The organism is Agrobacterium tumefaciens str. B6, assembly GCF_001541315.1.
GTDB lineage: Bacteria > Pseudomonadota > Alphaproteobacteria > Rhizobiales > Rhizobiaceae > Agrobacterium > Agrobacterium radiobacter.
In genome coordinates this window covers 512,152-537,400 of record NZ_LMVK01000012.1, presented here as the reverse complement: position 1 = coordinate 537,400, position 25,249 = coordinate 512,152, and the positions used below count along the sequence as shown (strand labels likewise).

Genomic DNA, 25,249 nt, shown 5'->3' with positions numbered 1-25,249 from the left:
CGTGGCCTCGGGGTAACGTCATGCATGAAACAAAAATGAAACGCGCCGCAGGTATCAGGTAAAACGCGACGCATTTCATACATGAAAATGCCGGGCTTTCGCCCGGCACCGGTTTATAGATCAAAGACCGTGATCATTTTTTCTTCGGCACTTTCGGCACCGTATTGGTCTTGCGCCGCGGCTTGCTGGCCTCATCGGACTTATCGGCCTCGGCAACAAGGACATCCGCCTCTTCCTTGGTTTTTGCCGCCTTGGAAGCAGTTTTTGCCTTTGCCTTGCCCGGCGATTTGGCCGCCTTCAGTTCGGCCTCCGGCTGCGGCTTAACGGGCGCGGTTTCCGGCAGAACCTCAAGCTTGAGGCCGTCGGAGCCGTCATCCTTCTTGCCGACGGTGACGCTGACGACGCCGCCCTTCTTGAGCTTGCCAAAGAGGATTTCGTTGGCGAGCGGCTTCTTGATGTGCTCCTGGATCACGCGCGACAGCGGGCGTGCGCCCATCTTTTCGTCGTAACCCTTTTCCGCCAGCCAGGAGATCGCGTCTTCGTGCAGGTCGAAGGTGACGTTGCGCTCGGAGAGCTGGGTTTCCAGCTGCATGACGAACTTCTGCACCACCTTGTGGATAACGGCAGTCGGCAGCGGCGAGAACGGAATGATCGCATCCAGACGGTTGCGGAACTCCGGCGTGAACAGGCGGTTGATCGCCTCTTCATCCTCACCCGTGCGGCGTGAAGAGCCGAAACCGATCGCCGATTTCGCCATTTCGGACGCACCCGCATTGGTCGTCATGATGAGGATGACGTTGCGGAAGTCGATCTTCTTGCCGTTATGGTCGGTCAGCGAGCCGTGGTCCATCACCTGCAACAGGATGTTGTAGATATCCGGATGCGCCTTCTCGATTTCATCTAGCAGCACCACGGAATGCGGATGCTGGTCGACGCCGTCGGTCAGAAGACCGCCCTGATCGAAGCCGACATAACCGGGAGGTGCGCCGAGCAGACGCGACACGGTATGGCGTTCCATATATTCCGACATGTCAAACCGTAGCATCTCGACGCCAAGCGAGGCGGCAAGCTGCTTGGCCACCTCCGTCTTGCCCACGCCCGTCGGGCCGGAGAAGACATAGGAGCCGATCGGCTTGTTCGGTTCGCGAAGTCCGGCACGCGCCAGCTTGATCGCCGTGGCGAGAGCCTCGATGGCGATATCCTGACCGTAAACAACCGAGCGCAGTTCCTTTTCAAGGTTGGCGAGGACCATCTCGTCATCCTTGGAAACCGTCTTCGCGGGAATGCGGGCCATCGTCGCGATGGTGACCTCGATTTCCTTTTCGGTTATCAGCTTGCGGCGCTTGGACGCTGGCAGCAACATCTGCGCCGCACCGGTTTCGTCGATCACGTCGATTGCCTTGTCCGGCAGTTTCCGGTCGGAAATGTAGCGGGCCGACAATTCAACGGCCGCCTTGATCGCATCGTTGGAATATCGCAGGTGGTGATATTCCTCAAAATAGGGCTTCAGGCCCTTCATGATCGCGATGGTGTCATCGATAGAAGGCTCGTTGACGTCGATCTTCTGGAAGCGGCGCACGAGCGCACGATCCTTCTCGAAGAACTGGCGATATTCCTTATAGGTGGTCGAACCGATGCAGCGGATCGCACCCGACGATAGCGCCGGCTTCAGCAGGTTCGAAGCATCCATTGCGCCGCCCGAGGTGGCGCCCGCGCCGATAACGGTGTGGATTTCATCGATGAACAGAACCGCGCCCGGATACTCTTCGAGTTCCTTGACGACCTGCTTCAGACGCTCTTCGAAATCACCGCGATAACGGGTTCCGGCGAGCAGCGTGCCCATGTCGAGCGAGAAGATCGTGTCATTGGCGAGCGCTTCCGGCACCTTGCCTTCAACGATACGCTTGGCCAGACCTTCGGCGATCGCCGTCTTGCCCACGCCGGGATCGCCCACATAGAGCGGGTTATTCTTGGAGCGGCGGCAGAGAATCTGGATCGTGCGGTTGACCTCGTCGTGACGGCCGATCAACGGATCGATCTTGCCGTTTTTCGCCTTTTCATTGAGGTTGACGCAATAGGCCTTCAGCGCATCCTGCTGCTTCTTGGCGGAAGATCCCTCTTCCTCGGGATTGCTGCGGCTCGCCTTGTTTTCACCTTCGGGCTCATCAGCACCGCGCGGCGCGCGCGTCTGCGACGTGCCCGGACGCTTGCCGATGCCGTGGGAGATGTAATTGACCGCATCGTAACGGGTCATCTCCTGCTCCTGCAGGAAATAGGCGGCGTGGCTTTCGCGCTCGGCGAAAATGGCGACGAGCACGTTCGCGCCGGTCACTTCCTCGCGGCCGGATGATTGCACGTGAATGACGGCCCGCTGGATGACCCGCTGGAAGCCGGATGTGGGCTTGGAATCCTCGTCGTAACCGGTGACGAGATTGGTCAGTTCGTTGTCGACGTAATCGCTGACGGTCTTGCGCAGCGCATCGAGATCGACATTGCAGGCGCCCATCACGGCGGCGGCATCCGCGTCGTCGATCAGCGCCAGAAGGAGATGTTCCAGCGTCGCATATTCGTGGTGACGCTCATTTGCAAAGGTCAGTGCCTGGTGCAGCGCCTTCTCGAGACTCGGGGAAAAAGTTGGCACGTTGCGATCCTCATTTCTTTTCCATGACGCATTGCAGCGGATGCTGGTGCTGTCGGGCGAAATCCATGACCTGGCTTACTTTCGTCTCTGCGACCTCATATGTAAACACCCCGCATTCGCCCACGCCGTGCTGGTGCACGTGCAGCATGATACGGGTTGCCGCTTCGCGATCCTTCTGGAAAAAACGCTCCAGAATGTGGATGACAAACTCCATGGGAGTGTAGTCGTCATTCAGTAAAAGAACACGGTACAAATTCGGTCTTTTCGTCTTAGGCTTGACGCGGGTGATAACAGACGTTCCGCGGTTGGTGCCGCCGCCGTCTTCCCCTTCGCCCTCGCCCTGCATGTAGATCGGCTTAGCGATCATCTTTCATCATTCTCCAAACTGTTCTCAAACCGACAGTTCTTTGCCAGGAGGGAGAACTTCGCCTCTTCATATCTAGGTCGTTAAGACGCGATTTTAAGCCCCTTGCGAAACGGTGCAATCACTATTGCGTTTGCGAAGAGGCAAACCTCGGGAAAAGTGCGGATATGGAGGCAGCTAAAGCGCGGGAAGACATGAGCCAGCATTGGCGGCATGTTTTCAGGCCGGACGCAAATGGGTACGACAGGTCTCAGCGCTGCCGAATCCGGTTCGCCGCCGCTGGCCTTACTCCTTGTCGTCAAGCATTTCGCGGACGGCGATGGCGAGCTGCTTCAGCGAGAACGGTTTCGGCAGGAAACCGAACTTGGCGTCCGCCGGAAGGTTCTTTGCGAAGGCATCCTCGGCATAACCCGAAACGAAGATGAATTTCAGGTCGGGATAGGACTTGCGCAATTCTCTCAGTAGCGACGGACCATCCATTTCCGGCATCACGACGTCGGAAACGACGATATCGACCTTGCCCTCCAGTTCCTCCATCACCTCCAGCGCCTCGGTGCCGGAACCGGCCTCGTGCACGGTGTAGCCACGGGTTTCCAGCATGCGCTTGCCACCGCGCCGCACCGCCTCCTCGTCTTCCACCAGAAGCACGACGGCGGAGTTGCCGGTGAGGTCCAGCGGTTCTTCCTTCACGGGCTCGGGGGCGGCCACGGGGGCGAGAGCCGCCTGACCAGGCTGCTGGCCGGCAACGGCTTCCACCACATGGCGCGGCAGGTAGATACGGAAGGCAGTGCCCTTGCCCACTTCCGATTCGGGATAAATGTAACCGCCCGACTGCTTGACGATGCCATAGACCATAGAGAGGCCAAGGCCCGTGCCCTTGCCCACTTCCTTGGTGGTGAAGAAGGGCTCGAAAATCTTGTCCATGATCTCGGGCGGAATACCCGTGCCGTTATCGGCAACTTCCACCATCACCATGTCTTCTGCCGGGAATTCCGGACGGCCAAGCGCTGCGATCTCTTTCTCGTCGACGTTGCGCGTCCTGATGGTGATCTTGCCGCCGTCAGGCATGGCGTCGCGCGCATTGACGCAGAGATTGATGAGCACCTGCTCGAATTGCGACAGGTCGGTCTTCACCGGCCACAGATCACGGCCGTAATCGACTTCCAGCTTGACATTGGTGCCTGATATCAGCCGGTCGACCAGCATGCGCAGATCGCCGATCACGTCAGTCAGGTTGAGGATGGCCGGACGCATGGTCTGCTTGCGCGAGAATGCCAGCAGCTGGCGCACCAGCACCGCTGCGCGATTGGCGTTGCGCTTGATCTCCATGAGGTCGGCAAAGCTCGGATCGGCCGGCCTCGCCTGCAGCAGCAGATGGTCGGACGACAGCAGGATGGCGGTCAACACGTTGTTGAAATCGTGGGCGATGCCGCCTGCGAGCGTGCCCACCGCATTCATCTTCTGCGTCTGCGCCATCTGGGTTTCGAGCGCCTTCTGCTCGGTCACTTCTATGGCGTAAACGATCGCCACCTCTTCCGGGGCTTCATCATCCTGATCGATCACGGCATTGACGTAGAAACGGAAATGCCTGCCCTCGTCGCTCGGATGACGGGAATCGAAGGGCGCGATATCGCCCTGACGATCCTTGGCTTCGGCCAGCGCCTGTTCGAGCCGCTGCTTTTCGTTGTCGTGAAGCACGGTTTCAAGCGCCACGCCACGGTCGATATCATCGCGCCCGACAACGCCGGAGAACAGCTTGAGGAAAGGCGCGTTGATGCGCAGGATGCGGCCATCGCCGTCGAGCGAGGCAATCGCCATCGGCGTGTTGTTGAAAAAGCGGGTAAAGCGCATGGCGGAGGAGGATTCGGTGTCCTCCTGCCCCTTCGGACGCATAAGCACAATGGTCCGGCTCTCACCCGGCGCGCCGTCCTTTGCCGTGACCTGATGCACAAGGCGGGCCGGCATGCTCTGGCCGTTGACGCGGCGCATGTCGAGATCAAGGATTTCGGTGCGCTTGGCAGACCCCTGGGGCTGGACGGATTCGATCAGCGCCATGCCTTCGCCGGCGACGATGTCGGAAACGGTCATCGAACCGGGTGAAAACTGCGCGAGATCTATGCCGAGCCATTCGGACAGGGTGGCGTTCAGATAAACGATCTCGCCCTTGCGCCCGGCGGAAAAGAAACCGGCCGGGGCATGATCGAGGTAATCGATGGCATTCTGCAATTCGCGGAAAAAGCGCTCCTGATCCTCGCGCTCCGGCGTGATGTCGGCGATCTGGAAGACGTGCAGCCCCTCGCCGCCCGCATCCTTCAGCACCCGGCCCTTCAGCCGGTACCAGTGCGGCCCCGCATTGGAATCCCCGCCCAGCGGTTTCAGCAGCCGAAATTCTTCGTAGCCATCGCGGCCTTCGCGCAGCACGTTGATGAGCCGGTAAAGCGCTTCGGTGGATTCCCGGCTGCGCGACAGAAGCGTCTCGAGGCTCTGGATATCGCTCGCCTTCGTGGTGCCGCTCATGCGGCAATAGGTGGCGTTGGCATAAACCATATGCCCCTTGGCGTCGGTAATCAGCGTACCTTCGGGGTGAGCCGACAGGAAGCGGCGGGCAAGCCCATCAGATTGCGACTGCGGCATGACCTCGATGAAGCCGATGATCGACGACACCAGAAAGAAGATGCCCATCATCGCCAGCACGCCGAGAATGCCGAGCACGATTTCGTTTTCCAGCGAATCCTTGAAATAGACAAAGGCGGCGGCAGCCGCGATCAGAACCAGCGCCAGAAGCAGAATGCGCAGCACCGTCCCGGAACGGGCACGCCTGTCCACCAGCGGAAGGTCGTTGTCGCTTGTCTCGCGCACCCGTGTCATCTTGGCCTCGCAGTCGTGCAGGTCGTCATTCGGTCAGCCTTATTTCCTTGACGGAATCGGGCAGCAGAATTTCTTGTAGCAACTCGCTTGACCGGCAAAAAGCTCCGCCAGGACACAAAGGCTTAAAAACGCACAGCGAAAACGGCCTGAAAGGTGTATAAAAGCATTGAGAGACTACTGCCTGGTACAGGTAAGCTCCTTCACCTGACATTGGATGCGTGGCGCGGAACAGACGATCTTGCCGTCAGCGACGGTACAAACCGAGCATCCGTCAGTGAAGTCGAGGCAGGAGGGATTATCGCGCACGAACTCCGCCATGGTCGCTGAGCGATCCGGTGCCTTGTCTTCGGCCCTCACGATCGAATGCGGCGACGCGAAAAGCGATAGTAGCAAAACAACCATGAAACGCCGGGCAAGAGAGCCGTCAATGCGCAATGCTTGGAACATTCAGAACCGCTCCTTTGGCAAAAGAATTGCAACTTTCACTGCCTCTCAGCATTGAAGGACGAGATGAGGCGCTTTGGTGGCGTTTCTACGTTTGAGGCGGCAATCCTGTGGGGCGAAATGAATAAACCTTGTGTCGCGCCTAAAAAAATCGTCTTTTCCTGCTTGATGTTCACATTATAAGAACCACGGCAATATTAATTGCCCAAGAAATTAAAAAGCCAGAAAATCTGAAGGGATGATCTCCATGATGGAAGATTTTATCGGCACCTATGGAAACCGTCTCATCGTCGCCGTTGTTGGTGTGGGCGTGGCCCTGCTCATTCTGGCGATTGCGCTGTGGCTTATGCGCAGACGCAGCGGTTCGGCCCCATTCATTCGAGGCGGGCGCAACCGGCAGCCGCGTCTGCAGGTTCTCGACGCAACGGCCGTGGATGCGCGCCGCCGTCTGGTACTGGTGCGCCGCGACAATGTCGAGCATCTGGTCATGATCGGCGGCCCGACGGATATCGTCATCGAAAGCGGCATAGGCGCGATCCCAATCGTCAGGGATGTGCAGGAGCCGGAACTGAAGGCGCTGCCGCGTCAGGAAAGCGAACAGAAGAGAGCCGAGCCGACGATCCAGCAGGAACGTCGCCCCGCCCTGCCGCAACAGCAGCCCGTTGCCGCTGCGGCCCCCGTTTCCGTGCCTGAAGAACCCGCAAGGCAACCACAACGGCCGGAGCCGCCGGCACCTGCGCCGCGTCCCGCACCCGTTGCAGCAGCAGCCGCTCAGGTTCCGCCACGCCCACCAACCCCGCCGCAACCCGTCTCCACGCCTGTAACGGCGCGCGAACCCGTTCCGCCGGCAAGACAGGTAGCGCCCGAGCGGGAGACAGTTCGGCCCACGCCGCCGCCAATACCCGTTGCTGCGGCTCCGGCTGCTGCCGTCTTGCCCATGGCGGCCGCATCGCTCGACATGGCCGCAGCCCGGACGGAACCCAGGCGTGCCGAACCTGTCGTGCCGGCCCCGGCACCCGTCGCACCGCCGATCCCGGCACAGACGCCCGTACAGGCAAAGGCGGAAGAACGGACTGCGGAATTCGCCCCGCCGGTTTTTGCCGCACGCGAGCCGGTGATCGACCAATCCATCGCCGCTGATTTTCTCGACGCGGCCCGGGAGCGTGTCCTTCCCGACCTGAATCCAGGGCAGACGACGCCCCCCGCACCGTTTCCGCCCAGACCTGAAAATCCGGCTGTGGCTTCCAACGACGCCGAACCAAAATTTTCCGACGAGCTCGCCAGCGATTTCGAAAGCTTCCTCGAGGCGGAGATCGCCAAAAGCAAGGAGGCGGATAACGAACCGTCCATCGCCCCTGTCGCGGAAAAGCAGGCCAAGACCCAGCCCGCCTCCCCGCCTGTCACCGGCGCTTCACCGGATGGAGACATGCAGAAGGAAATGGCGCGTATCTTCGGAGAACTTTCCGTTACCCGTGACCGCTGACGGGCGCGGGTCTTCCGACCATAAGTTCGGAACAGAAAAAGGGCACGGAAGCGAATTCCGTGCCCTTTTTATTTGCCTGCGATTTGAAGGCCTGCTTGCCGCAGCGCCTTATTCGTCGCGGTAGACTTTTTCGCGACGCTCGTGACGCTCCTGCGCCTCGATGGAGAGCGTTGCAATCGGGCGGGCGTCCAGACGCTTGAGGCCGATAGGCTCGCCCGTTTCCTCACAGTAACCGTAAGTGCCGTCTTCGATCCGCTGAAGGGCTGCATCGATCTTTGAAATCAGCTTGCGCTGACGGTCGCGGGCGCGAAGTTCGATCGCCCGGTCCGTTTCGGAAGAAGCCCGATCAGCGAGATCGGGATGGTTGGCGCTTTCTTCAGCGAGATGTCCGAGGGTCTCGCGCGCTTCTCTAAGGATGTCATTTTTCCAGGCGACCAGCTTCGCGCGGAAGTATGCCCGTTGGCTGGCATTCATGAACTCATCGTCTTCCGAGAGTACATATTTGCTAAGATCGATCTTCTCACTCAACGCGATTCTCCTCGAAGAACATCTCAATGCGGCGGTGTATACTCCAATGATAGTGGCCGATTCAAGTCTGCAGATCAGTTTTCAGGCATTTTTAAAACTGACACAAAAATCATCTAAATGACTAATTTTTATTCTTTATTCGTATTGAAGCGAACTCTTCTTCAATCACGTCAACGCGACTTACCAACAGGAAAGAGGACTTGCGGTCCTGCAACCCTATCCTGTAGCATTCATACCGTGCCCTGACATTCGAACGCCGGTCCCCGCCCTTGACAGCATCTTCCCCGAGCCGAGTTTATCTTCTGCGCCACGCCAAGGCCGCCTGGGCGGCACCTGGAGAACGGGATTTCGACCGGGGATTGAACGAAGCCGGTTTTGCCGAGGCGGAGGTCATCGCCGACCTTGCCGCCGACCGGCATTACCGCCCCGATCTGCTTCTGTCATCCACGGCCGCGCGCTGCCGGCAAACCACGCAGGCCTGGCAACGGGCCTTCAACGAAGGCATAGACATCTTCTACGTCGATGAGATGTATAATGCGCGCAGCGAGACCTATCTGTCGCTTATCGCCGCTCAGGCGGAGGCGCCGTCGGTGATGCTGGTGGGTCACAACCCCACCATGGAGGCGACGCTGGAGGCGATGATCGGCGAGGACCTGCTGCATGCCGCCCTGCCCTCGGGCTTTCCGACATCGGGCCTTGCAGTTCTCGACCATGATGACAGCGCCGCAAACGGTAAAAATCGCTGGCGGCTGGTCGATTTCCTCGCACCGGGCAAATAATCGCTGCGGCCTTTCATAAGAATTTTGCAGAGCGGCGTTCTGAAAATCCGCTGAAGCGCTTCTTTTTTGGGCAGCCGCAGCTCCCTATATTGCAGCGGTGACCGTTAAACACAGCCAGGAAACTGCCATTGTCGCCTTCTCTTACGTCCCTGACAGACAGCGCGCTGATCGCTTTCGATAATCTGGCCGACCGTGCGAGCAACCTCACCCATCCGACATTGCGGCTTGGCGTCACCGGCCTTTCGCGGGCGGGAAAGACGGTTTTCATCTCTTCCCTGGTCCACAATCTTCTGAATGGCGGGCGACTGCCGCTGTTCGAGGCCATGCGGTCCGGGCGCGTCTCGAATGTGCGTCTTGAACCGCAGCCGGACGACGCCATTCCCCGTTTTCAATATGAGGATCATATTCAGGCGCTGGTGCGCGACCGGCTGTGGCCGGATTCGACGCGGGCGATATCGGAACTCAGGATCACGCTGGATTACCAGAGCGCCAGCGGCTGGGGCCGGTGGTTTTCCGCCGGCAAGCTTTCCATTGATATCGTTGATTATCCCGGCGAATGGCTGCTCGACCTGCCGCTTCTATCGCAGGATTACAAACAGTTCAGCGATGCGACCGTCGCCCTTGCCGGAAGCGGCGTCCGTGCCGAACTGGCGCAGGAATGGCTGGCGATCGCCTCTTCGCTCGATATCAACGCGCCGGCCGACGAAATGACGGCCCGACGTCTGGCCGAAAGTTTCGCAGCCTATCTGAAAGCCTGCAAGTCCGACGAGAGATCACTCTCAACCCTGCCGCCCGGCCGTTTCCTGATGCCCGGCGATCTGGAAGGGTCGCCCGCACTGACCTTCGCGCCGCTTCCGGGCCTCACCGACGAGAAAGCGCCCAAGGGCTCGCTGCGCGCCATGATGGAACGGCGCTACGACGCTTATAAGTCGATTGTGGTCAACCCCTTCTTCCGCGAGCATTTTGCCCGCCTCGACCGGCAGATCGTCCTGATCGACACGCTGCAGGCCGTCAATCGCGGGCCGGAAGCCGTGCAGGATCTGGGGCGTGCGCTCGGTGATGTGCTTGCCTGTTTCCGCCCCGGCACCAACAGCCTGCTGTCGTCGCTGATCGGCAGGCGAATCGACAAGGTGCTGATTGCCGCCACCAAGGCCGACCATCTGCACCATGAAAGCCATGACCGGCTGGAGCGCCTGACCCGCCGTCTGGTGGACCGCGCCATCACGACAATCGGCATGAACGGCGCCGGCATCGAGGTCATGGCGCTCGCTTCCGTGCGCGCCACCCGCGAGGCGAGCGTGCGCCAGGACGGCCACGAGCTGCCTGTCATCGTCGGCACGCCGATAGCAGGTGAAACCATCAATGGCGAGACCTTCGATGGCAATCGCAAGACGGCGATCTTTCCCGGCGACCTGCCCGAGGATCCGGAACCGCTGTTCCGCAGCATCGATAGGGATGGCGACAAGGCATCGCTGCCCGATGTCAATGTCGTGCGCTTCCGCCCGCCGAACATAGATGAGCCGGGCAGCGGCGGCATCCGGCTTTCCGTTCCCCATATCAGGCTCGACCGCGCCATGCAGTTCCTGTTCGGAGACAAGCTCGCATGAAGGCTCCCACACAAAACGATCCGCAGACACGCCGCCCCGCGGCTTTCACGCTCGATACCGAGGAGACGACACGGTCGTCCGCCACACAGAAGCGCGCGCCGCGCAGCTTCGACGCCGAGGTTTCGTTGACGGCGGACGAAGACGATCCGTTTCTGGCGCCCGAGGGCATAGATGCCAATGCGCTGCCGGTGGCGACGCCGAAGAAGAGCCGTTTCTCCTTCGGCAAGCTCGCGCTCGGTGCATTGGGCGTCCTGTTCTCGCTTGCCTTCGGGCTGTGGGCGGATCAGCTTATCCGCAATCTCTTCTCCCGCTCCGACTGGCTGGGTTATACCGCGACAATCGCCCTCATCGTGGCGCTTTTTGCAGTTCTCGCCCTCGTCGGCCGCGAAGTCTTCGGCATCATGCGGCTCAATGCCGTGCAGTCTCTCAAGGCGGACGCTGAAACAGCGAGTCTCGACAAGAGCTCGAAACCCGCCCGCGCCATCGTCACCCGCCTGAATGCCGTCCTCTCCCACCGGGCCGAAACGGCCAAGGGGCGAGCGGCGCTGAAGGAAACGGAAAGTGACGTCATCGACGGCCCGCATCTGATCGAGCTTGCCGAACGCGAGCTGCTCGTGCCGCTCGACCGGCAAGCGCGGGCACTGATTCTCAATTCGTCCAAGCGCGTCTCCGTCGTCACTGCCGTCAGCCCACGCGCTGTGGTCGATCTCGCTTACGTGCTGTTTGAAGTCACGCGGCTGGTGCGCGCCATGGCGGAGCTTTATGGCGGCCGCCCCGGCACGCTCGGCATGCTCAAGCTTCTGCGGGATGTCGTCGCACATCTCGCCGTCACGGGGTCGATTGCCGTCGGCGACGGCCTTGCCCAGCAGGTTCTCGGTCACGGCCTTGCCTCGAAACTCTCCGCACGTCTCGGCGAAGGCGTCATCAACGGCCTGATGACGGCGCGAATCGGCATTGCGGCGATGGATCTGTGCCGTCCGCTGCCGTTCAGGGCGGTGAAGCGTCCGGGGATCGGCGATTTCATGTCCGACCTCACACCCGATCTAAGCGGGGGGAAAACCGGTGAAAAAGCCTGATCTACCGGGCATTGACGGTTCAAAAGGTTACGGACAAAGCCGCAAATGAGAGTGAAATAAACCAAGCATTACCCATTCCGCCGGTAGATTGCAGCCTATCGAACAGGCTTCTTCGCCGGGGAAAGTATCATGTATTCGCGCTTCTTTTCGCTTGTGGGCGGGCTTGCCGCCATATTGTCCGTCAGCGGTGGTTTCGGCATGTCTGACGTCCATGCCGCATCGCGCGATCGCGACGACGTGTTTTTCCGCTCCGTGGCCGGTGTCTGGAAAGGTCCGGGCGAAATCGTCGCCGGCAAATACAAAGGCACCAAATTCACCTGCGACCTGACGGGCGAACCGCTCGACGACAAGCAGACCGGCATCAAGCTCGGCGGCACCTGCCGCGTCGGCGTCTTCAGCCAGCCCATGTCGGCCGTCATCAGCCAGAACGGCAACAGCTACGAGGGCAAGTTCCTCGACGGCGCCGAAGGCAAGGGACTAGACATCACCTCCGGACAGGTGAGCGGTGACAAGGTCGTCGTCGGCATCAACCGCGCCAAGCTCAACGGCGCCATGGTCGCCCGCGTCTCCAAAGACAATTCGATGAACATCACCATTTCCGTCAAGGTCGCCGACCAGATGATCCCGGTCATCGGCGTGACACTGGCGCGCGATATTGATCAGATCGCTGTCGGCTCCATCAAGCCGTAAACGCCATACTCTTCTCAGCCATCACCAAGCGGGAGTGTCCACCACTCCCGCTTTTCGTTTGCGCTGACAATGCCTGTTTTGTCCGCCTGCCGTAGCCATTCCCGCACGGCCTTGCCCCTGACTTCGAGATCGGGTGCAATATCGGCGAGCGGCATCAGCACGAAAGCGCGTTCCGTCATGCGTGGATGCGGTACTTCAATGCTTTCCGTTACGAGAGACTCATTCCCATAGGTAAGCACATCAATATCGATGGTGCGTGGGCCCCAGCGCTCCGTCCGCACGCGTTTCATGCCCTTTTCGATATCAAGGCACAATTGCAAGAGCGCGGGCGCTGAAAGCGAGGTTTCGACCAAAGCGCAGCAATTGAAGAAATCCGCCTGATCCGTCTTGCCCCAGGGCGGCGTGCGATAAAGTCCGGAAACGGCCAGCACGCGGCAATCCTCGTGTGCATCGAGTTCGCGGAGCGCCCTTGCCATGGCGGCGGCGGGATCGCCGATATTGCCGCCAAGGCCCAATGCGGCGACGGTCTTCTTCTCAGGCACGGTGTTCAACGCTGACCTGCGCATAATCGAGAATGCCGGGAACGGGTGCGGAGGGTTTGCGCACCGTGATCCTGAGCCAGACGATCTGCGGATAACGGGCACGCAGCGCCTTGGCGATATCGTTAGCCAGCGCCTCGATAAGGTAACGGCGCTGCCCGACGACGATTTTTTCGATGACGGCAAAGGCCACGCCGTAATCGACGGTATTTTCGATATCGTCGGTTTCCAGCGCATCACCCGCCTCGACTTCCATCTCGGCATCGACGAAAAAGCGCTGGCCCAGCACCTCCTCCTGCTCAAGAAGACCATGACGGGCGAAGAAAGAACAGTTTTTCAGGATGATGGTATAGCGGCTCATCGCATCGCCTCCATGGCAGGACTGTTTCTCCAGAAAGCCGCCCCCTCTTGGGGACATGGCATTCCGGCACTCATTGATCTACGCATCGGCCTTTGCCGACGTTTTGGCAAGAACCGCATCGGCGATTGCCAGTGCATCGCGCGTTGCAGCGACATTGTGCACGCGAAAAATCGAAGCACCCGCCAACCTCAGGATCGCGGTGGTCGCAGCCGTTCCGATATCGCGTTCCGCTGCCGCATCCCGGCCCGTCAGCGACCCGATGAAACGCTTGCGCGACGTACCGGCGAGAACCGGAAGGCCGAAAGCGGCAAGCTCGCCGAAACGTGCCATCAGTTCGACATTTTCCCGCTCGTCCTTGGCAAAACCAAAACCGGGATCGAGCACGACGGCATCGCGGGCAATACCCGCATCCTCGGCGATCTCGAGCGAGCGATTGAGGAATTCGAACTGGTCGGCGATCACATCGGCAAGCTTCTGCCGGTCGCGGCCGGTATGCATGATGCAGACCCCGGCGCGGGTGGCCGCTACCACGCCGGCCATTTCCATGTCCTTCTGCAGGCCGAAGACGTCATTGACGATATGTGCGCCCGCGCTGATCGCCAGCTTCGCCGTCGAAGCGCGATAGGTATCGACGGAGATCAGCACATCCGTCTCCCGGCGCAATTTCTCGATGACCGGCAGCACCCGGTCCTGTTCCTGGGCTTCCGTCACCGCGGCGGCACCCGGCCGCGTGGATTCGCCGCCGATATCGATGATGTCAGCACCCTCTTCCACGCAGGTCAGCGCATGGGAAAAAGCCGAATCGACGGCAAGATAACGGCCGCCATCGGAAAAGGAATCGGGCGTTGCATTGACGATGGCCATAATACGGCCACGCCCATCAAGTTTCAGGGAGCGACCATGGGCCGCTTGCCACGCGTTGCTGCCGGCTGTTATCACGTAACACGCGCCTTTCGGGAATAACGGAGTGTTATGCCAATTCTTATAAGTTCCGCTCCGCCTATGCAGCAAACCTTTTTGAAGTTCAACCGGAAGGCCGGGTCATGACTAAATCATCACGTGCTCTTTGCGTCGCTTTGGCGGGCGCAATGGCACTTTCCCTACCCGGATCGGCATTTTCCGACACCATCGTCCGCAAGACCTATTCCTATTTTTCGATTGGCGGCAAAACGGCGGCCGATCTCGACCAGCAGCTTTCCAAGCACGGCCCCCTGACCCGCAATACCGGCGCGCGCCATCCCGGCGCTACCGAAATCAAATTCGGGGGCGAGCTCACCTATGTGGAGAAAAACGGCCTTTGCAGCGTCGGAACCGCCAAAGTGGTGCTAAACACCCGCATTCTCCTGCCGCAATGGAAAAACCGCCGTCGCACCACGGCGGAACTGGCCTTCATCTGGGATACGCTGCTTGCCGATATCAAGCGCCACGAGGAGCGCCATGCGGAAATCGCCCGCACCCATGCCCGTTCGCTTGAAAGACAGCTGACCTCGCTTCGGCCGCAGAAAAGCTGCGAGACGCTACAGGAAATGGTCGGCAAGATCACCCAGACGGTGATGGACGAGCATGACCGGGACCAGATGCGCTTCGACGTCGTGGAATCGAAAAATTTCGATGCCCGCATGACCCGGCTTTTGAAAAACCGGCTCGAGCAGGGCCAGAATCGTCGCTGACGGTCATTGGCCGTACCTTCCAGAATCTCGGGGAAAATCACGGACATGACGTAACGTCATGTCCTATATCACCCGTGAATTCTCGCCGTGGTGCGGCCGGCAAGACTCATTGTAGCTTGTTCATACGGTTTGAAATGGTTGCGGCCCAAGGCGGGTCCGGCGGTTGCAACCGTCTCCGGTTCTCCCGGTGCGCACTTGAGGGCTCGCAGGGGTTTCCTCCCCCGCCTGCATGCGCGTACCCGCCTCGCCCCGCTCCCCGCTACTAGGTGAGCGGGGCTTTTTCTGCGTGAAGCAATACGGAAATTTTCAGCCCTGGCGCTCGGGAACATGAACGACGAGACCATCAAGCTCGTCATTCATCTTGATCTGACAGGAGAGCCGCGAGGTGGGGCGCACGTCGAAGGCGAAATCCAGCATGTCTTCTTCCATCGGCTCGGGTCCACCGACGCGTTCCGCCCATGCATCATCCACATAGACATGACAGGTCGCACAGGCGCAGGCGCCGCCGCATTCCGCATCGATGCCGGGTACGGAGTTGCGCACGGCATTCTCCATGACGGTGGAACCGTTGCTCACGTCGAGTTCATGGGGCGTGCCGTCAAAGGCAACGATGGTCAGTTTTGTCATGCCGGAAATCCAAAATGTGATCTAAGAACTGTTCTAAACACATAGAAAGGCCGCTCCGCCTTGGCAACCCGCTTCGAGGGCGCATAGACGCAACCGGCCTTGTAAAATGGCAAATTTGATGAATTACGCCTCAGCGGCAGAGCTTGAGGATGAAATTTTCAGCCTCGACAATGGTTGCGGCAAGTTTTGCGATCGCCGCGCTGTCATTGCCCTTGTCTTCCACTGCTGCCGCGGCTGCGGAAACGGCGGATGCGCCGACGGCCTGCGCCGACCCCTTCAGACGGTGGGCCGTCGCCATGACGGTCTTGTTGTCCGCGCCCGCCATTTCATGCAGGGCGGCGCGGGCGTTGCGGCTGAAGAGTTGCAGCACCTCGATCTCCAGATCCTTGTCGCCCATCGTCTGCCGGGCGAGATGATCGAAATCGATCGGTTTTTTACCGGTGGCAGGCGCGCCGCCGCAATTATCGGGAGCTTCGAAAACAATACTGACCGCTGCCATGGCTGAAATCCTGTCTCACCGTTTCCTGTTTCGTGTCACATCTGTGTCGTATTCACGCATCCGGGCGGCTGCTATCGGCTTAAATTACGGCGTGACGCAGGCGAAAATCTTCTGCTATGGTTAATTTATGTTAAACTTATGCGAAACAAGGCGTTCAGCGTGAAACTCAGGTTTAAAAACTGTTAAAAAGCCGACACTTCGCCACCGCCGCAAATCCGCATTAATTGTTTCGAACACCTAAATGTGTCACTACGGTACTGCCGTTCCCGCAGGGCTTAAGCTCAAGCTTTGTTATTGCGGCACAGTGATGTAATTTCGCCCGAAAGCTGGACCACCAGCAATTCGGGATTTGGTAAATGGCGGAATTGTTATCTTTTAAAGGGATGATGTTCCGCTGGCATGATGGCGGCAGTCTGCTTGCGGATCGCAAGTGGTCAACGGCATGAAGCCGGGCGTATGTGTAACGAGGCGTAACCGCATGGCGAATAACAAGATCAGCGACTCTGTCGACGAGACTGCATTTCAGGCATTGGAAGATGCCCTGCAGCTTGGCGCTTTCGAAGAAAAGCCGGAGACGCGGAAAACTGCAGCGCCGAAGCAGCCGGAGGCCAGATTGAAGGAAGCAAGCAGACAGACCCCTGCTCCCGAGGCCGCGCGCGCGCCTGCCGAACAGACACCCAGATCGCCCAATCTCGAAGCGGCCAATGACGGTTCCAAGCGCAGCCCGGCCATGATCCTGAAATCGCTGGAAGGCGGCTCCATCGGCGGCGCGCTGCGCAACGCCACGATCATGTCGGTCATCTGGGCGCTCGGCGGCCTTGGTATCGCACATCTTCTCTATGGCAATGCGCTCTGGAACATCGCCTCGCTGGCTGATCTCACCGCTATCCCCGGCCTGATGGCAATCGTCGTCGGCATCCTCGTTCCCATCATGCTGTTCTTCGCCTTCGCGATCATGATGGCGCGCGCCCGCGATCTGCGGAATGCCGCCCGCTCCATGGCCGAAGTCGCCCTTCGCCTTGCGGAACCGGAAACCGTGGCATCCGACCGCATCATGTCCGTCGGCCAGGCGGTTCGCCGCGAAGTCTCGGCCATGAATGACGGCATCGAGCGAACAATCGCCCGCGCGACGGAACTCGAAACCCTCGTTCATTCCGAAGTCAACGCGCTCGAACGCAGCTATGCCGACAATGAACTGCGCGTGCGCAGCCTCGTGCAGGAACTGACCGCCGAGCGTGACGCCATCGTCAATCACGCCGAGCGCATCCGCTCCTCCATCGTCGGCGCGCAGGAACAGATTAAAGAAGAGCTTTCCATCGTCGGCGAAGAGCTTTCGATGCGGATCGCCACGACCGGCGAGGCTTTCGCCTCTATGATCGACACGCGTTCGGCTGCGCTGCTCGAAAAATCGCGCGCCTCGACCGAAGCGATGGGCAGCCTGATCGCCGCCAAGACCGAAAACCTGCTCCAGGCGCTGAACTCCTCGGGCTCGACGATCTCCAACGAATTCGACATGCGCCTGCATAATCTTACCTCGACGCTGGACGAGCGCGGTGAAGTGCTGCTGGAGCGTTTCGCGATCCATGCTTCGACGCTGGATAGCGGCGTGGAAAGCCTCAACAGCGCGCTTGAGGAACGCACCCGCCAGCTCAACGAGACGCTGTCCAACCGCACGCTGGAACTCAACCGCAATATCGAACGCGGCCAGCAGGTCATCGGCGGTTCGCTCGATACGGTTCTCGATAAGCTGTCCACGACGCTTGAAGAAAAGGGCCTCTCCTTCCGCCAGAGCCTGCAGAGCACGGCTGACGATGCGATCATGGATCTCGATCTTCGCTCCGGCCTCTACGAGGAGCGCATGCAGGCGACGGTAGGCCAGGTCAACTCGGCCTTCGACGTGCATGTGGCGCAATTCGCCAGCGCCTTCGACCAGCGCGCCGGCAGCCTCGACAGCAAGCTGATGGAAAGTCTCGCCCGCATCAACGAAACCGTTGCCGGCGGCTCCGAAGCGCTCGACACCATGCTGAGCGCCGGTCTGGAGCGTATCGGCACCACCATGACCGATCAGTCGCTGGCGCTTGCAACTGCGCTGGGCACGGGTCAGGAAATGCTGGAAAGCGCGCTTGAAATCCGGACACAGGCCTTCAGCGACGCGATCGGCCAGCGCACCGCCGAAATCACCGACGCCTTCGCCAATTCTCACGAGAAGATCGACGCTGTGCTGTCGGAACGCAGCAACGCCCTGTTCGGCGCGCTCTCAGCCAGCCAGAACCGTTTCGACGAGGCACTCGCCAGCCGTTCGATGGCGATTACCGGCTCCGTCTCCGGCACGGCCGAACGCCTTGCCGCCATGCTCGACGAACGCGCCGCCGCGATCAACAGTGTCGTTGCCGATGTCGAGCGCCGCCTTTCGGAAACGCTCGAAACCCGGGCTGCCGCCATCACCGGTGCTGTTTCCGGCATCGAGGATCGTATTTCCGATACGCTGGAAAGCCGCACGGCTGCCCTGCACGACGTCGTCGCCGGTGCGGAAAGCCGTATCGCCGATACGCTTGACGGCCGCACGGCCGCTCTTTCCAGCGCCATTTCCGGCGTCGAGGAACGCATCGCCGATACGATGGACAGCCGCACCCTTTCGCTCGACATGACCTTTGCCAATGTCGAGGAAAGACTGTCCGAGACGCTCGACAACCGTACCTCTGCCCTCACCGGCATTGTGGCGAGCGCTGAAGAGAAAATCGCCGGCGCGCTCGACAGCCGCACGGCCACCTTCGGCGACGTGGTCGCCGGTGCTGAAACCCGTATCGCGGAAACGCTGGATGGCCGCACCGCCGCTCTCAACGCCGTGGTCTCCGGCGCTGAAGAACGCATCGCCGATGCGCTCGACAGCCGTACCATGGCGCTCGACATGGCATTCTCCGGCGCGGAGGAAAAAATCACCGAAGCGCTCGACACGCGCACCGCAGCCCTTGGCGAACTGGTGGCCGGCGCCGAGACCCGTATTGCCAGCGCGCTTGACAGCCGCACGGATTCGCTGAAGACCGTCGTTTCCGGCGCCGAAGAGCGGATTGCGGATGTTCTCGACAGCCGCACCATGGCGCTCGACATGAGCTTCTCCGGCGTCGAGGAAAAGATCGCCGATATCCTCGATGGTCGCACCACGGCCCTGCAGAACGCCGTTTCCGGTGTCGAAGACCGCATTGCAGACGCATTGGACAGCCGTACCGCTGCCCTTTCCGGCATCGTGGCAGGCGCGGAAGAACGCATCGCGGATGCGCTGGACAGCCGCACTCTTGCGCTCGATATGACGATTTCTGGTGTCGAGGAGCGTATCGCCGAGGCGATGGATGCCAGAGCATCGTCGCTTTCGCTTGCGGCGGCCGGTGTCGGCCAGCGTCTCGAATCCACCGCATTCACGCTTGAGAACGCGCTTGCCAGCGGTCACGAGCGGCTCGAAACCATGCTCGGCTCGCAGGCCGAGCGCATTGCCGGCTCGCTGGAGCGCAATAGCGGCCTGATCGAGCAGAGTGTCTCGGGCGCGGCCAACCGCATCGAAAGCGTCGTTGAAGACGGCAGCACCCGTTTTGCCCAGACGGTGGAAGAAGGTGTGTCCCGCCTCGAAACCAACCTCTCGCAATCGCATGAGGATATTCGCACGGCGCTCGACCAGCGCCAGGCGGACCTTGCTGCGACGCTCAGCTCCGCCACGACGCAGATGGGCGACATGCTTTCCGAGCAGGCTATGATGATCGGCACCACGGTCGCCTCCAGCGCCAGCATGCTTGAACTGTCGCTCGAGACCCAGCAGGACACGCTGCAGAAGGCAATCGACGGCAGTGCTGCGACGCTGGAAGAGCGTCTTCGCAACAGCGCCGGTGATATCGCCGTCAAGATCGGCGAGGCAGCCCGCGAAATCGGCGGGGCCACCGACGCCCTCTCCGCCCGCATCGAAACATCGATCGGCAATGTCACAACCCGTCTCGACGAGACAGGCGCCCGCATCGAGACCTCTCTCGACACCCTGCAGACCCGCGTCGGTGGCGATCTCGCCAACGTCAACAGCTCGATCGAGGACGCCGGCCGCCGCTTCGCCGACGCGCTGGAAGACAAGACGGCCGTGTTCGCCCGCACCAGCGACGAGGCCGCCGAGCGCATCACCGGCATTCTGGACGAACAGACCACGCGTGTCGCAGATACGCTGGAAAGCCGCACCAGCCGCCTGGCAGAAACCTTCGATAGCGGCACGGCCCGCATCGATGAGCGCCTCGGCACCATGGACCGTGCGCTGACGATCGGCCTCGAAAACGTCAACCGCACCATTGAAGGCAAGGCGAGCGATCTCGCTGTCAGCCTGCGCGGCGCGGTCACGTCGGCCACCCAGAGCATCGGCGATGAAGCGGCCCGCTCATCCGCCCTGCTCTCGAAATCCGGTTCGGAATTTGCAGAACAGGTGCAGGCGCAGAACGAAGCCTTCACCAAGGCCATCGAAGAGCGCTCCGGCGAGATCGTTAACCGCATCTCGGATGCGCAGACCCGTCTCTCCGGCCAGGCCGCCGCCGTGGCCCAGACCTTCTCCGAGGCAGGCAACATTATCGTCAACAAGGTTGCCGAGGCTGAAGCCGTCGTCCGCTCTCAGGTCGGTGTCATTTCCGAAACGCTGACGGGTGTCGAATCGGCCCTCGACGCGCGCGGCGAATCCATCCGCTCGGCGCTGGACAACCGCACCCGCGAACTCAACTCGATGCTGGCCAGCCGCTCTGCGGAGCTGTCTCGCCTGATCGAGGAGAAAGCCAAGCCTATCGTCGACGAATATGCCACCATCGGCCGCGAAGCCGCCGAGAAGATCGTTTCCGCCGCCCAGCAGAGCGCCGAGCTTCTCTCGCAGAGCAACAGCGGCATGGTCGGCATGGTGGAACAGGCGATCAGTGACTATGCCGCTGCCGGAACGGATGCGGCGGGCAAGCTCGTCGCAGCCACCCGCCAGAGCACGGATATGCTGTCCGAGACCCATACTGCTATGGCGGACGCCGTCGAACAGGGCATCGACAAATATGCCCGCGCCGGCAGCGATGCCGCCAACAAGCTGGTCGCCGCCACCCGCCAGAGCACGGACATGCTGTCGCAGACCCATAACAGCATGGCAGAGATCGTTGAACAGTCGGCAACCAACTTCAATTCCGCCGTTGAGCGCGCCGCACAGGGCTTCGGCGCGGCAGATGAGGCATTGAACGCCTCGGCGACCCGCTTCTCCGAATCTGCCTCGCAGGCCGCCGACATGGTGTCCAGCTCCAGCCGTCTGCTCGAAGGAAAGATCGACCGCCTGTCGAATATTTCCGGCCAGACGCTGGCGCAGGTTGCCGGTATCGTCGGACGCTTCGAAGAACATTCGAAGGTGCTGAGCCAGGCATCCGAACTGCTCAATGCCGCACAGTCGAGCCTCGTCGGCACGCTGGAGGAACGCCAGGATGCGCTGCGCAGCCTGTCCGTCGGCCTCGTCAAGCGCTCCGAGGAAATCGAAAGCGCCATGCGCAACGTCGTCGGCGTCGTGGAAACCACGCTCAACGAAGCCGAAGAGCGTTCGCAGAATGTCGCCGGCAATCTGCGTGACAATCTGCAGGCGTCCTTCACCGATATCGGCCGCTCGCTCGACGAGACCGAACAGCGCGCCCGCTCGGCGGCACAGACCATGCGGGGCGCCCTGCTCTCCGCCGGTCAGGATGCCAGCCGCTCGATCGAAAGCACGCTCTCCGACGCGCAGAAATACTCCGACGAGCTGGTGAACCGCCTGCGCGGCGGTGTCGAGTCCTCGCTTTCGGAAGTCGACAATCTTCTGGGCAGCGCCTCGGAAAAATCGAATGCCGCCGCCGCCAACCTCAAGGAAACGCTGCGTCAGGCCGTCGAGGAAGCCGTTAGCCGCTTTGCCGGTGCAACGGACGAAATCCGCCGCTCCAGCCACGACATCCGCCGCGAGCTGGATGCGACACGCGCCGAACTGAAGCGCGGCGCCTTCGACCTGCCGGAAGAAGCCAAGGAAAGCGCTGCCGCCATGCGCCGCGCCGTTTCCGAGCAGATCAAGGCCCTGCAGGATATTTCCCCCCTTGTCGGTCGTTCGACCCACCAGATGGAAGTGTCCGAACCGGTCGCCCGTGCCATCGCCGCGACCCAGCCTGCCGCTGAACGCCGCGTCGAGACGCGTCCGCAGCCGGCAGCAGCCGCTCCGGTACAACAGCGCCCGGCACAGCCGCAGCCTGCTGCTGCCCCTGCCTTGCGTGGCACCCTGCCGCTTGAAAACCGCCAGGTCGAGAACCGTCAGGCACCTGCCCCGGCTCCCACTGGCGCTGCCGCTCCCGCTGGACGTCGTGAAGAAGGCGGTGGCTGGATCAGCGATCTTCTGCGCGGCGCCTCACAGGAAACGGCAGCCGCTTCCGCACCCCGCACCGAGCAGCAGCCAACGCGTGCGGCCGATACCCGCAATCCGCGGCACATGGTGGAATCGCTGAACTCGCTCTCCGTCGACATCGCCCGCGCCATCGACCACGATGCGTCCGTGGAACTGTGGCGCCGTTACCAGCGCGGCGAGCGCGACGTCTTCACCCGTCGCCTCTACACGCTGAAGGGCCAGACGACGTTTGACGAGATCAAGCGCAAATACGAGCGGGAGGCTGAATTCCGCACCGCCGTGGACCGCTACATCACCGATTTCGAAAAGCTGCTCGCCGATGTGGCCCGCACGGATCGCGACCGGACAGTCACCCAGTCCTACCTCACCTCCGATACCGGCAAGGTCTATACGATGCTTGCCCATGCCGCGGGCCGGTTCAACTGACAGGAGGTCACGCGGAGAGGATCCCTCTCCGCGTTGCCTGTTCAAGTCTGATGTGAAAAATGACCGTCGCGGAATATTTGATTTCCGCGGCGGTCATTCTGCATTTCGGCGCAGGCTCAGCAGATAATCGCGCTCATTGAACGGATCAGCACCCGACCGCCGGCGCGGCGGCGGCGGATTATCCGCCCGTGCATAGTGGCTGAACGACGTTTCCATCGCGCCCATGCCACCCGTCAGCCCCGGCACCTGCTGCTGAACACCCTGAACCATTGCCGACGCTATCGTCCCTTCAAGCCTTGCCATGCCGCCGGAGATAACGGCGTTTCTGGTGACTGCACCCGCTTTGGCAAGAACGGTGCTCAGGCGTGTCATCGCTGCCGCCGGCGCTTCGAGGTGGAAGTGATCGATCGGTTCACAAACGTAGGTTTGCGCTTCGGTCAGCGCCATTGCCAGCACCCATGGTGTCAGCTGCCGGAAATCGGCAGCCGTGCTTGACGGTGCACTCTGCCGGGCGGCCGTCATGGCGACATGGCAATCCACCACCCGCCAACCGAATATGCCCTGCTTCAGCGTTTCGAATACGGTCTCCTCGACCGCTCGATAAAAGCTTGCGGGCATCTGGCCCACCTCCACCTCCAGTGCGAAGCTGTTTCCCGCACCATCCGGTCTTGGCTCGACCCGCAATCCGACGGTGGCGATAAAGGGGTTTGGTGCCTTGAAGATGGTTTGAAGTCCGTGCCCGATACCTGCCAGCCTTTCCACGCAGATAATCGTGCTGTCCTCAAATTCGGCCTCGATGCCAAACCCCGTCAACAGTTCCGATTGGATGATCTCCTTTTGCACCTCGCCATAGAGCGATACGAAAACCTCGTTCGTCTCGTCGTTCCTTCGCAATCCGATAAGCGGATCCTGCTCGGTCAGCTGGTTCAGCGCCAGCCAGAGCGCCGCGTGCTCAGCCGGACGGCGGGAAACGACTCGTGTTTCAAGCGTGGGTGGAGCGAAATGAAACGGGCTGTCGGCAACCGCGTCCGCGCCAACCCTGTCGCCGATCCGGGCACTCGTAAGGCCGGTGACGCGGGCGATCTGACCGGCGCGGAGATGCGTCGAATTGTGAACGTGACCGTCCTCGAACAGCTGTATTCCGGTCACTCTTACCGGTCCCTGCGGCAAAGGCAGATACTGCCGGAGCTGGATCGTTCCGGATGTCAAATGCAGATATGACAGCTTTTCACCGCCCCATCCGCGTTCGATCTTGAAGATTTTTCCCGAGACTTCTCCCTCGGGGTCGGGTTGACGAGCGGGCAGCATGTCGACAATGGCAGATATCAAAGCCGGCAGGCCGGCTCCCGTCATCGCCGCACCGGCAAAAGCCGGATGCACCAGCCCATGGGCGGTCTGATGCGCGAGCGATTGGAGGAGTCTTTCGGCCTCCACACCGTCGGGCGTCAAAAGATAGTCGCGCAACAGGTCCTCCGTCATTCTCGGCAAGGATTTCGCAGAGGATGGAGAAAAATGGCTCGCTCTTCACATCCGTAGCCTCCACCCGCGCGGACTTGCCGCCAGCGCCAGTGACAGTCGACATGGCGATCGGGCGCACCCTCAACTGATCGGCGAGGTTCTGCACGACCTCATCATAGCGCGCGCCGGGGCGATCGACCTTGTTGATGAAGAATACGAACGGGACTGCGAGACGTTGCAACGCCCGAACAAGTATCCGCGTTTGCGCCTGCACGCCTTCCACGGCCGAAACCACAACCACCGCTGCATCAAGCAGCCCCAACACACGCTCGACTTCCGCAATGAAATCGGGATGGCCGGGCGTATCGATGAGATTGACGACGGTATCGCCAATGGTGAAGGACACGACAGCGGCCCTGATGGTGATGCCGCGCTGCCGCTCCAGTTCGAGGCTGTCTGTCTGTGTATTACCGGTATCGACGCTGCCCAGCCTGTCGATTACGCCGGTGTCAAATAGGAGACGCTCCGTAAGGCTAGTCTTGCCTGCGTCTACGTGGGCGAGAATGCCCAGATTCAAAGTGCGCATGAACCCTCAACTTCTCAGAAACTCCAAGGTGATTTTCGTGAGAAGGGACTCGGCGCATTGGGACCTCTATGTGCTAAAAAACCATGATCTGGTGCGCAAATCTCCGCCGGTTCGCGGAGATGCGCGCGAATTTAAAACCCTCGTCGGGATATATGTCAAGGACGGACATCTCTGTGTCCGCTCCATCAGGCGTCGCGCGGCGC

At 60.8% G+C, this 25,249-nt stretch carries 17 protein-coding genes and 1 pseudogene; 7 read left to right on the top strand and 11 right to left on the bottom strand.

Annotated features, from left to right (window positions below; genetic code table 11):
- Positions 1-133: 133 nt before the first annotated feature.
- From clpA to ASB65_RS12735, 4 genes are all read right to left on the bottom strand, one after another.
- A complete protein-coding gene (clpA, locus tag ASB65_RS12750; RefSeq protein WP_060724133.1) occupies positions 134-2,641 on the bottom strand; it encodes an ATP-dependent Clp protease ATP-binding subunit ClpA in 2,508 nt (835 codons plus the stop codon).
- 10 nt (positions 2,642-2,651) lie between these two features.
- The gene (gene clpS / locus ASB65_RS12745) at positions 2,652-3,008 is read right to left on the bottom strand and encodes an ATP-dependent Clp protease adapter ClpS (RefSeq protein WP_003502541.1); all 357 of its coding nucleotides are present in this window, start codon (positions 3,006-3,008) and stop codon (positions 2,652-2,654) included.
- A 282-nt stretch (positions 3,009-3,290) separates the two neighbouring features.
- On the bottom strand, positions 3,291-5,873 hold the full coding sequence (gene cckA / locus ASB65_RS12740; protein WP_060724132.1) for a cell cycle histidine kinase CckA: 2,583 nt from the start codon (positions 5,871-5,873) through the stop codon (positions 3,291-3,293).
- A gap of 174 nt (positions 5,874-6,047) precedes the next feature.
- A complete protein-coding gene (locus tag ASB65_RS12735; RefSeq protein ID WP_060724131.1) occupies positions 6,048-6,320 on the bottom strand; it encodes a hypothetical protein in 273 nt (90 codons plus the stop codon).
- Between the two features lie 235 nt (positions 6,321-6,555).
- Here ASB65_RS12735 and ASB65_RS12730 point away from each other — a divergent pair, with 235 nt between their 5' ends.
- Positions 6,556-7,800, top strand: a complete 1,245-nt coding sequence (locus tag ASB65_RS12730; RefSeq protein WP_060724130.1) for a flagellar biosynthetic protein FliO — start codon at positions 6,556-6,558, stop codon at positions 7,798-7,800.
- Positions 7,801-7,908: 108 nt separating this feature from the next.
- Here ASB65_RS12730 and dksA read toward each other — a convergent pair whose 3' ends face one another.
- Positions 7,909-8,328 carry an RNA polymerase-binding protein DksA gene (gene dksA / locus ASB65_RS12725; protein ID WP_003496274.1) on the bottom strand — a complete coding sequence of 140 codons (420 nt, stop codon included), beginning with the start codon at positions 8,326-8,328 and terminating at the stop codon, positions 7,909-7,911.
- Between the two features lie 302 nt (positions 8,329-8,630).
- Here dksA and ASB65_RS12720 point away from each other — a divergent pair, with 302 nt between their 5' ends.
- The 4 genes from ASB65_RS12720 (at position 8,631) to ASB65_RS12705 (ending at position 12,480) form a co-directional block, all read left to right on the top strand.
- Positions 8,631-9,107: a SixA phosphatase family protein gene (locus tag ASB65_RS12720; protein WP_050816408.1), complete on the top strand. Its 477-nt coding sequence runs from the start codon at positions 8,631-8,633 to the stop codon at positions 9,105-9,107.
- Between the two features lie 128 nt (positions 9,108-9,235).
- Positions 9,236-10,714, top strand: coding sequence for a YcjX family protein (locus tag ASB65_RS12715; protein WP_060724129.1), 1,479 nt, complete (start codon positions 9,236-9,238; stop codon positions 10,712-10,714).
- Positions 10,711-11,790, top strand: coding sequence for a YcjF family protein (locus ASB65_RS12710; protein WP_060724128.1), 1,080 nt, complete (start codon positions 10,711-10,713; stop codon positions 11,788-11,790). The genes ASB65_RS12715 and ASB65_RS12710 overlap by 4 nt, the downstream gene beginning before the upstream one ends.
- Before the next feature lie 129 nt (positions 11,791-11,919).
- Positions 11,920-12,480, top strand: coding sequence for a hypothetical protein (locus ASB65_RS12705; protein WP_003502534.1), 561 nt, complete (start codon positions 11,920-11,922; stop codon positions 12,478-12,480).
- Between the two features lie 14 nt (positions 12,481-12,494).
- On the opposite strand, the gene folK is transcribed toward ASB65_RS12705, so the two are convergent.
- From folK to folP, 3 genes are all read right to left on the bottom strand, one after another.
- Positions 12,495-13,031 carry a 2-amino-4-hydroxy-6-hydroxymethyldihydropteridine diphosphokinase gene (folK, locus tag ASB65_RS12700; protein WP_060724127.1) on the bottom strand — a complete coding sequence of 179 codons (537 nt, stop codon included), beginning with the start codon at positions 13,029-13,031 and terminating at the stop codon, positions 12,495-12,497.
- Positions 13,015-13,380: a dihydroneopterin aldolase gene (gene folB, locus ASB65_RS12695; protein WP_003502532.1), complete on the bottom strand. Its 366-nt coding sequence runs from the start codon at positions 13,378-13,380 to the stop codon at positions 13,015-13,017. Before folB ends, folK begins: the two co-directional genes overlap by 17 nt.
- A 78-nt stretch (positions 13,381-13,458) precedes the next feature.
- Positions 13,459-14,244 (bottom strand): dihydropteroate synthase, encoded by a 786-nt coding sequence (folP, locus tag ASB65_RS12690; protein ID WP_080868417.1) that lies wholly within the window; start codon positions 14,242-14,244, stop codon positions 13,459-13,461.
- A 179-nt stretch (positions 14,245-14,423) separates the two neighbouring features.
- On the opposite strand from folP, the gene ASB65_RS12685 reads away from it, so the two are divergent.
- Entirely contained in the window at positions 14,424-15,050 is a 627-nt protein-coding gene (locus tag ASB65_RS12685; RefSeq protein WP_031234002.1) for a DUF922 domain-containing Zn-dependent protease, read from the top strand.
- A gap of 306 nt (positions 15,051-15,356) precedes the next feature.
- Here ASB65_RS12685 and ASB65_RS12680 read toward each other — a convergent pair whose 3' ends face one another.
- A complete protein-coding gene (locus ASB65_RS12680) occupies positions 15,357-15,677 on the bottom strand; it encodes a 2Fe-2S iron-sulfur cluster-binding protein (RefSeq protein WP_060724125.1) in 321 nt (106 codons plus the stop codon).
- Positions 15,678-15,807: 130 nt separating this feature from the next.
- Positions 15,808-16,176 carry an Hpt domain-containing protein gene (locus tag ASB65_RS12675; RefSeq protein ID WP_060724124.1) on the bottom strand — a complete coding sequence of 123 codons (369 nt, stop codon included), beginning with the start codon at positions 16,174-16,176 and terminating at the stop codon, positions 15,808-15,810.
- A 478-nt stretch (positions 16,177-16,654) separates the two neighbouring features.
- Between ASB65_RS12675 and ASB65_RS12670 the strand changes: the two genes are divergently transcribed.
- Positions 16,655-23,002: a hypothetical protein gene (locus ASB65_RS12670; protein WP_060724123.1), complete on the top strand. Its 6,348-nt coding sequence runs from the start codon at positions 16,655-16,657 to the stop codon at positions 23,000-23,002.
- 93 nt (positions 23,003-23,095) lie between these two features.
- Here ASB65_RS12670 and ASB65_RS12665 read toward each other — a convergent pair.
- A pseudogene (locus tag ASB65_RS12665) lies at positions 23,096-25,046 on the bottom strand (GTP-binding protein).
- Positions 25,047-25,249 lie beyond the last annotated feature (203 nt).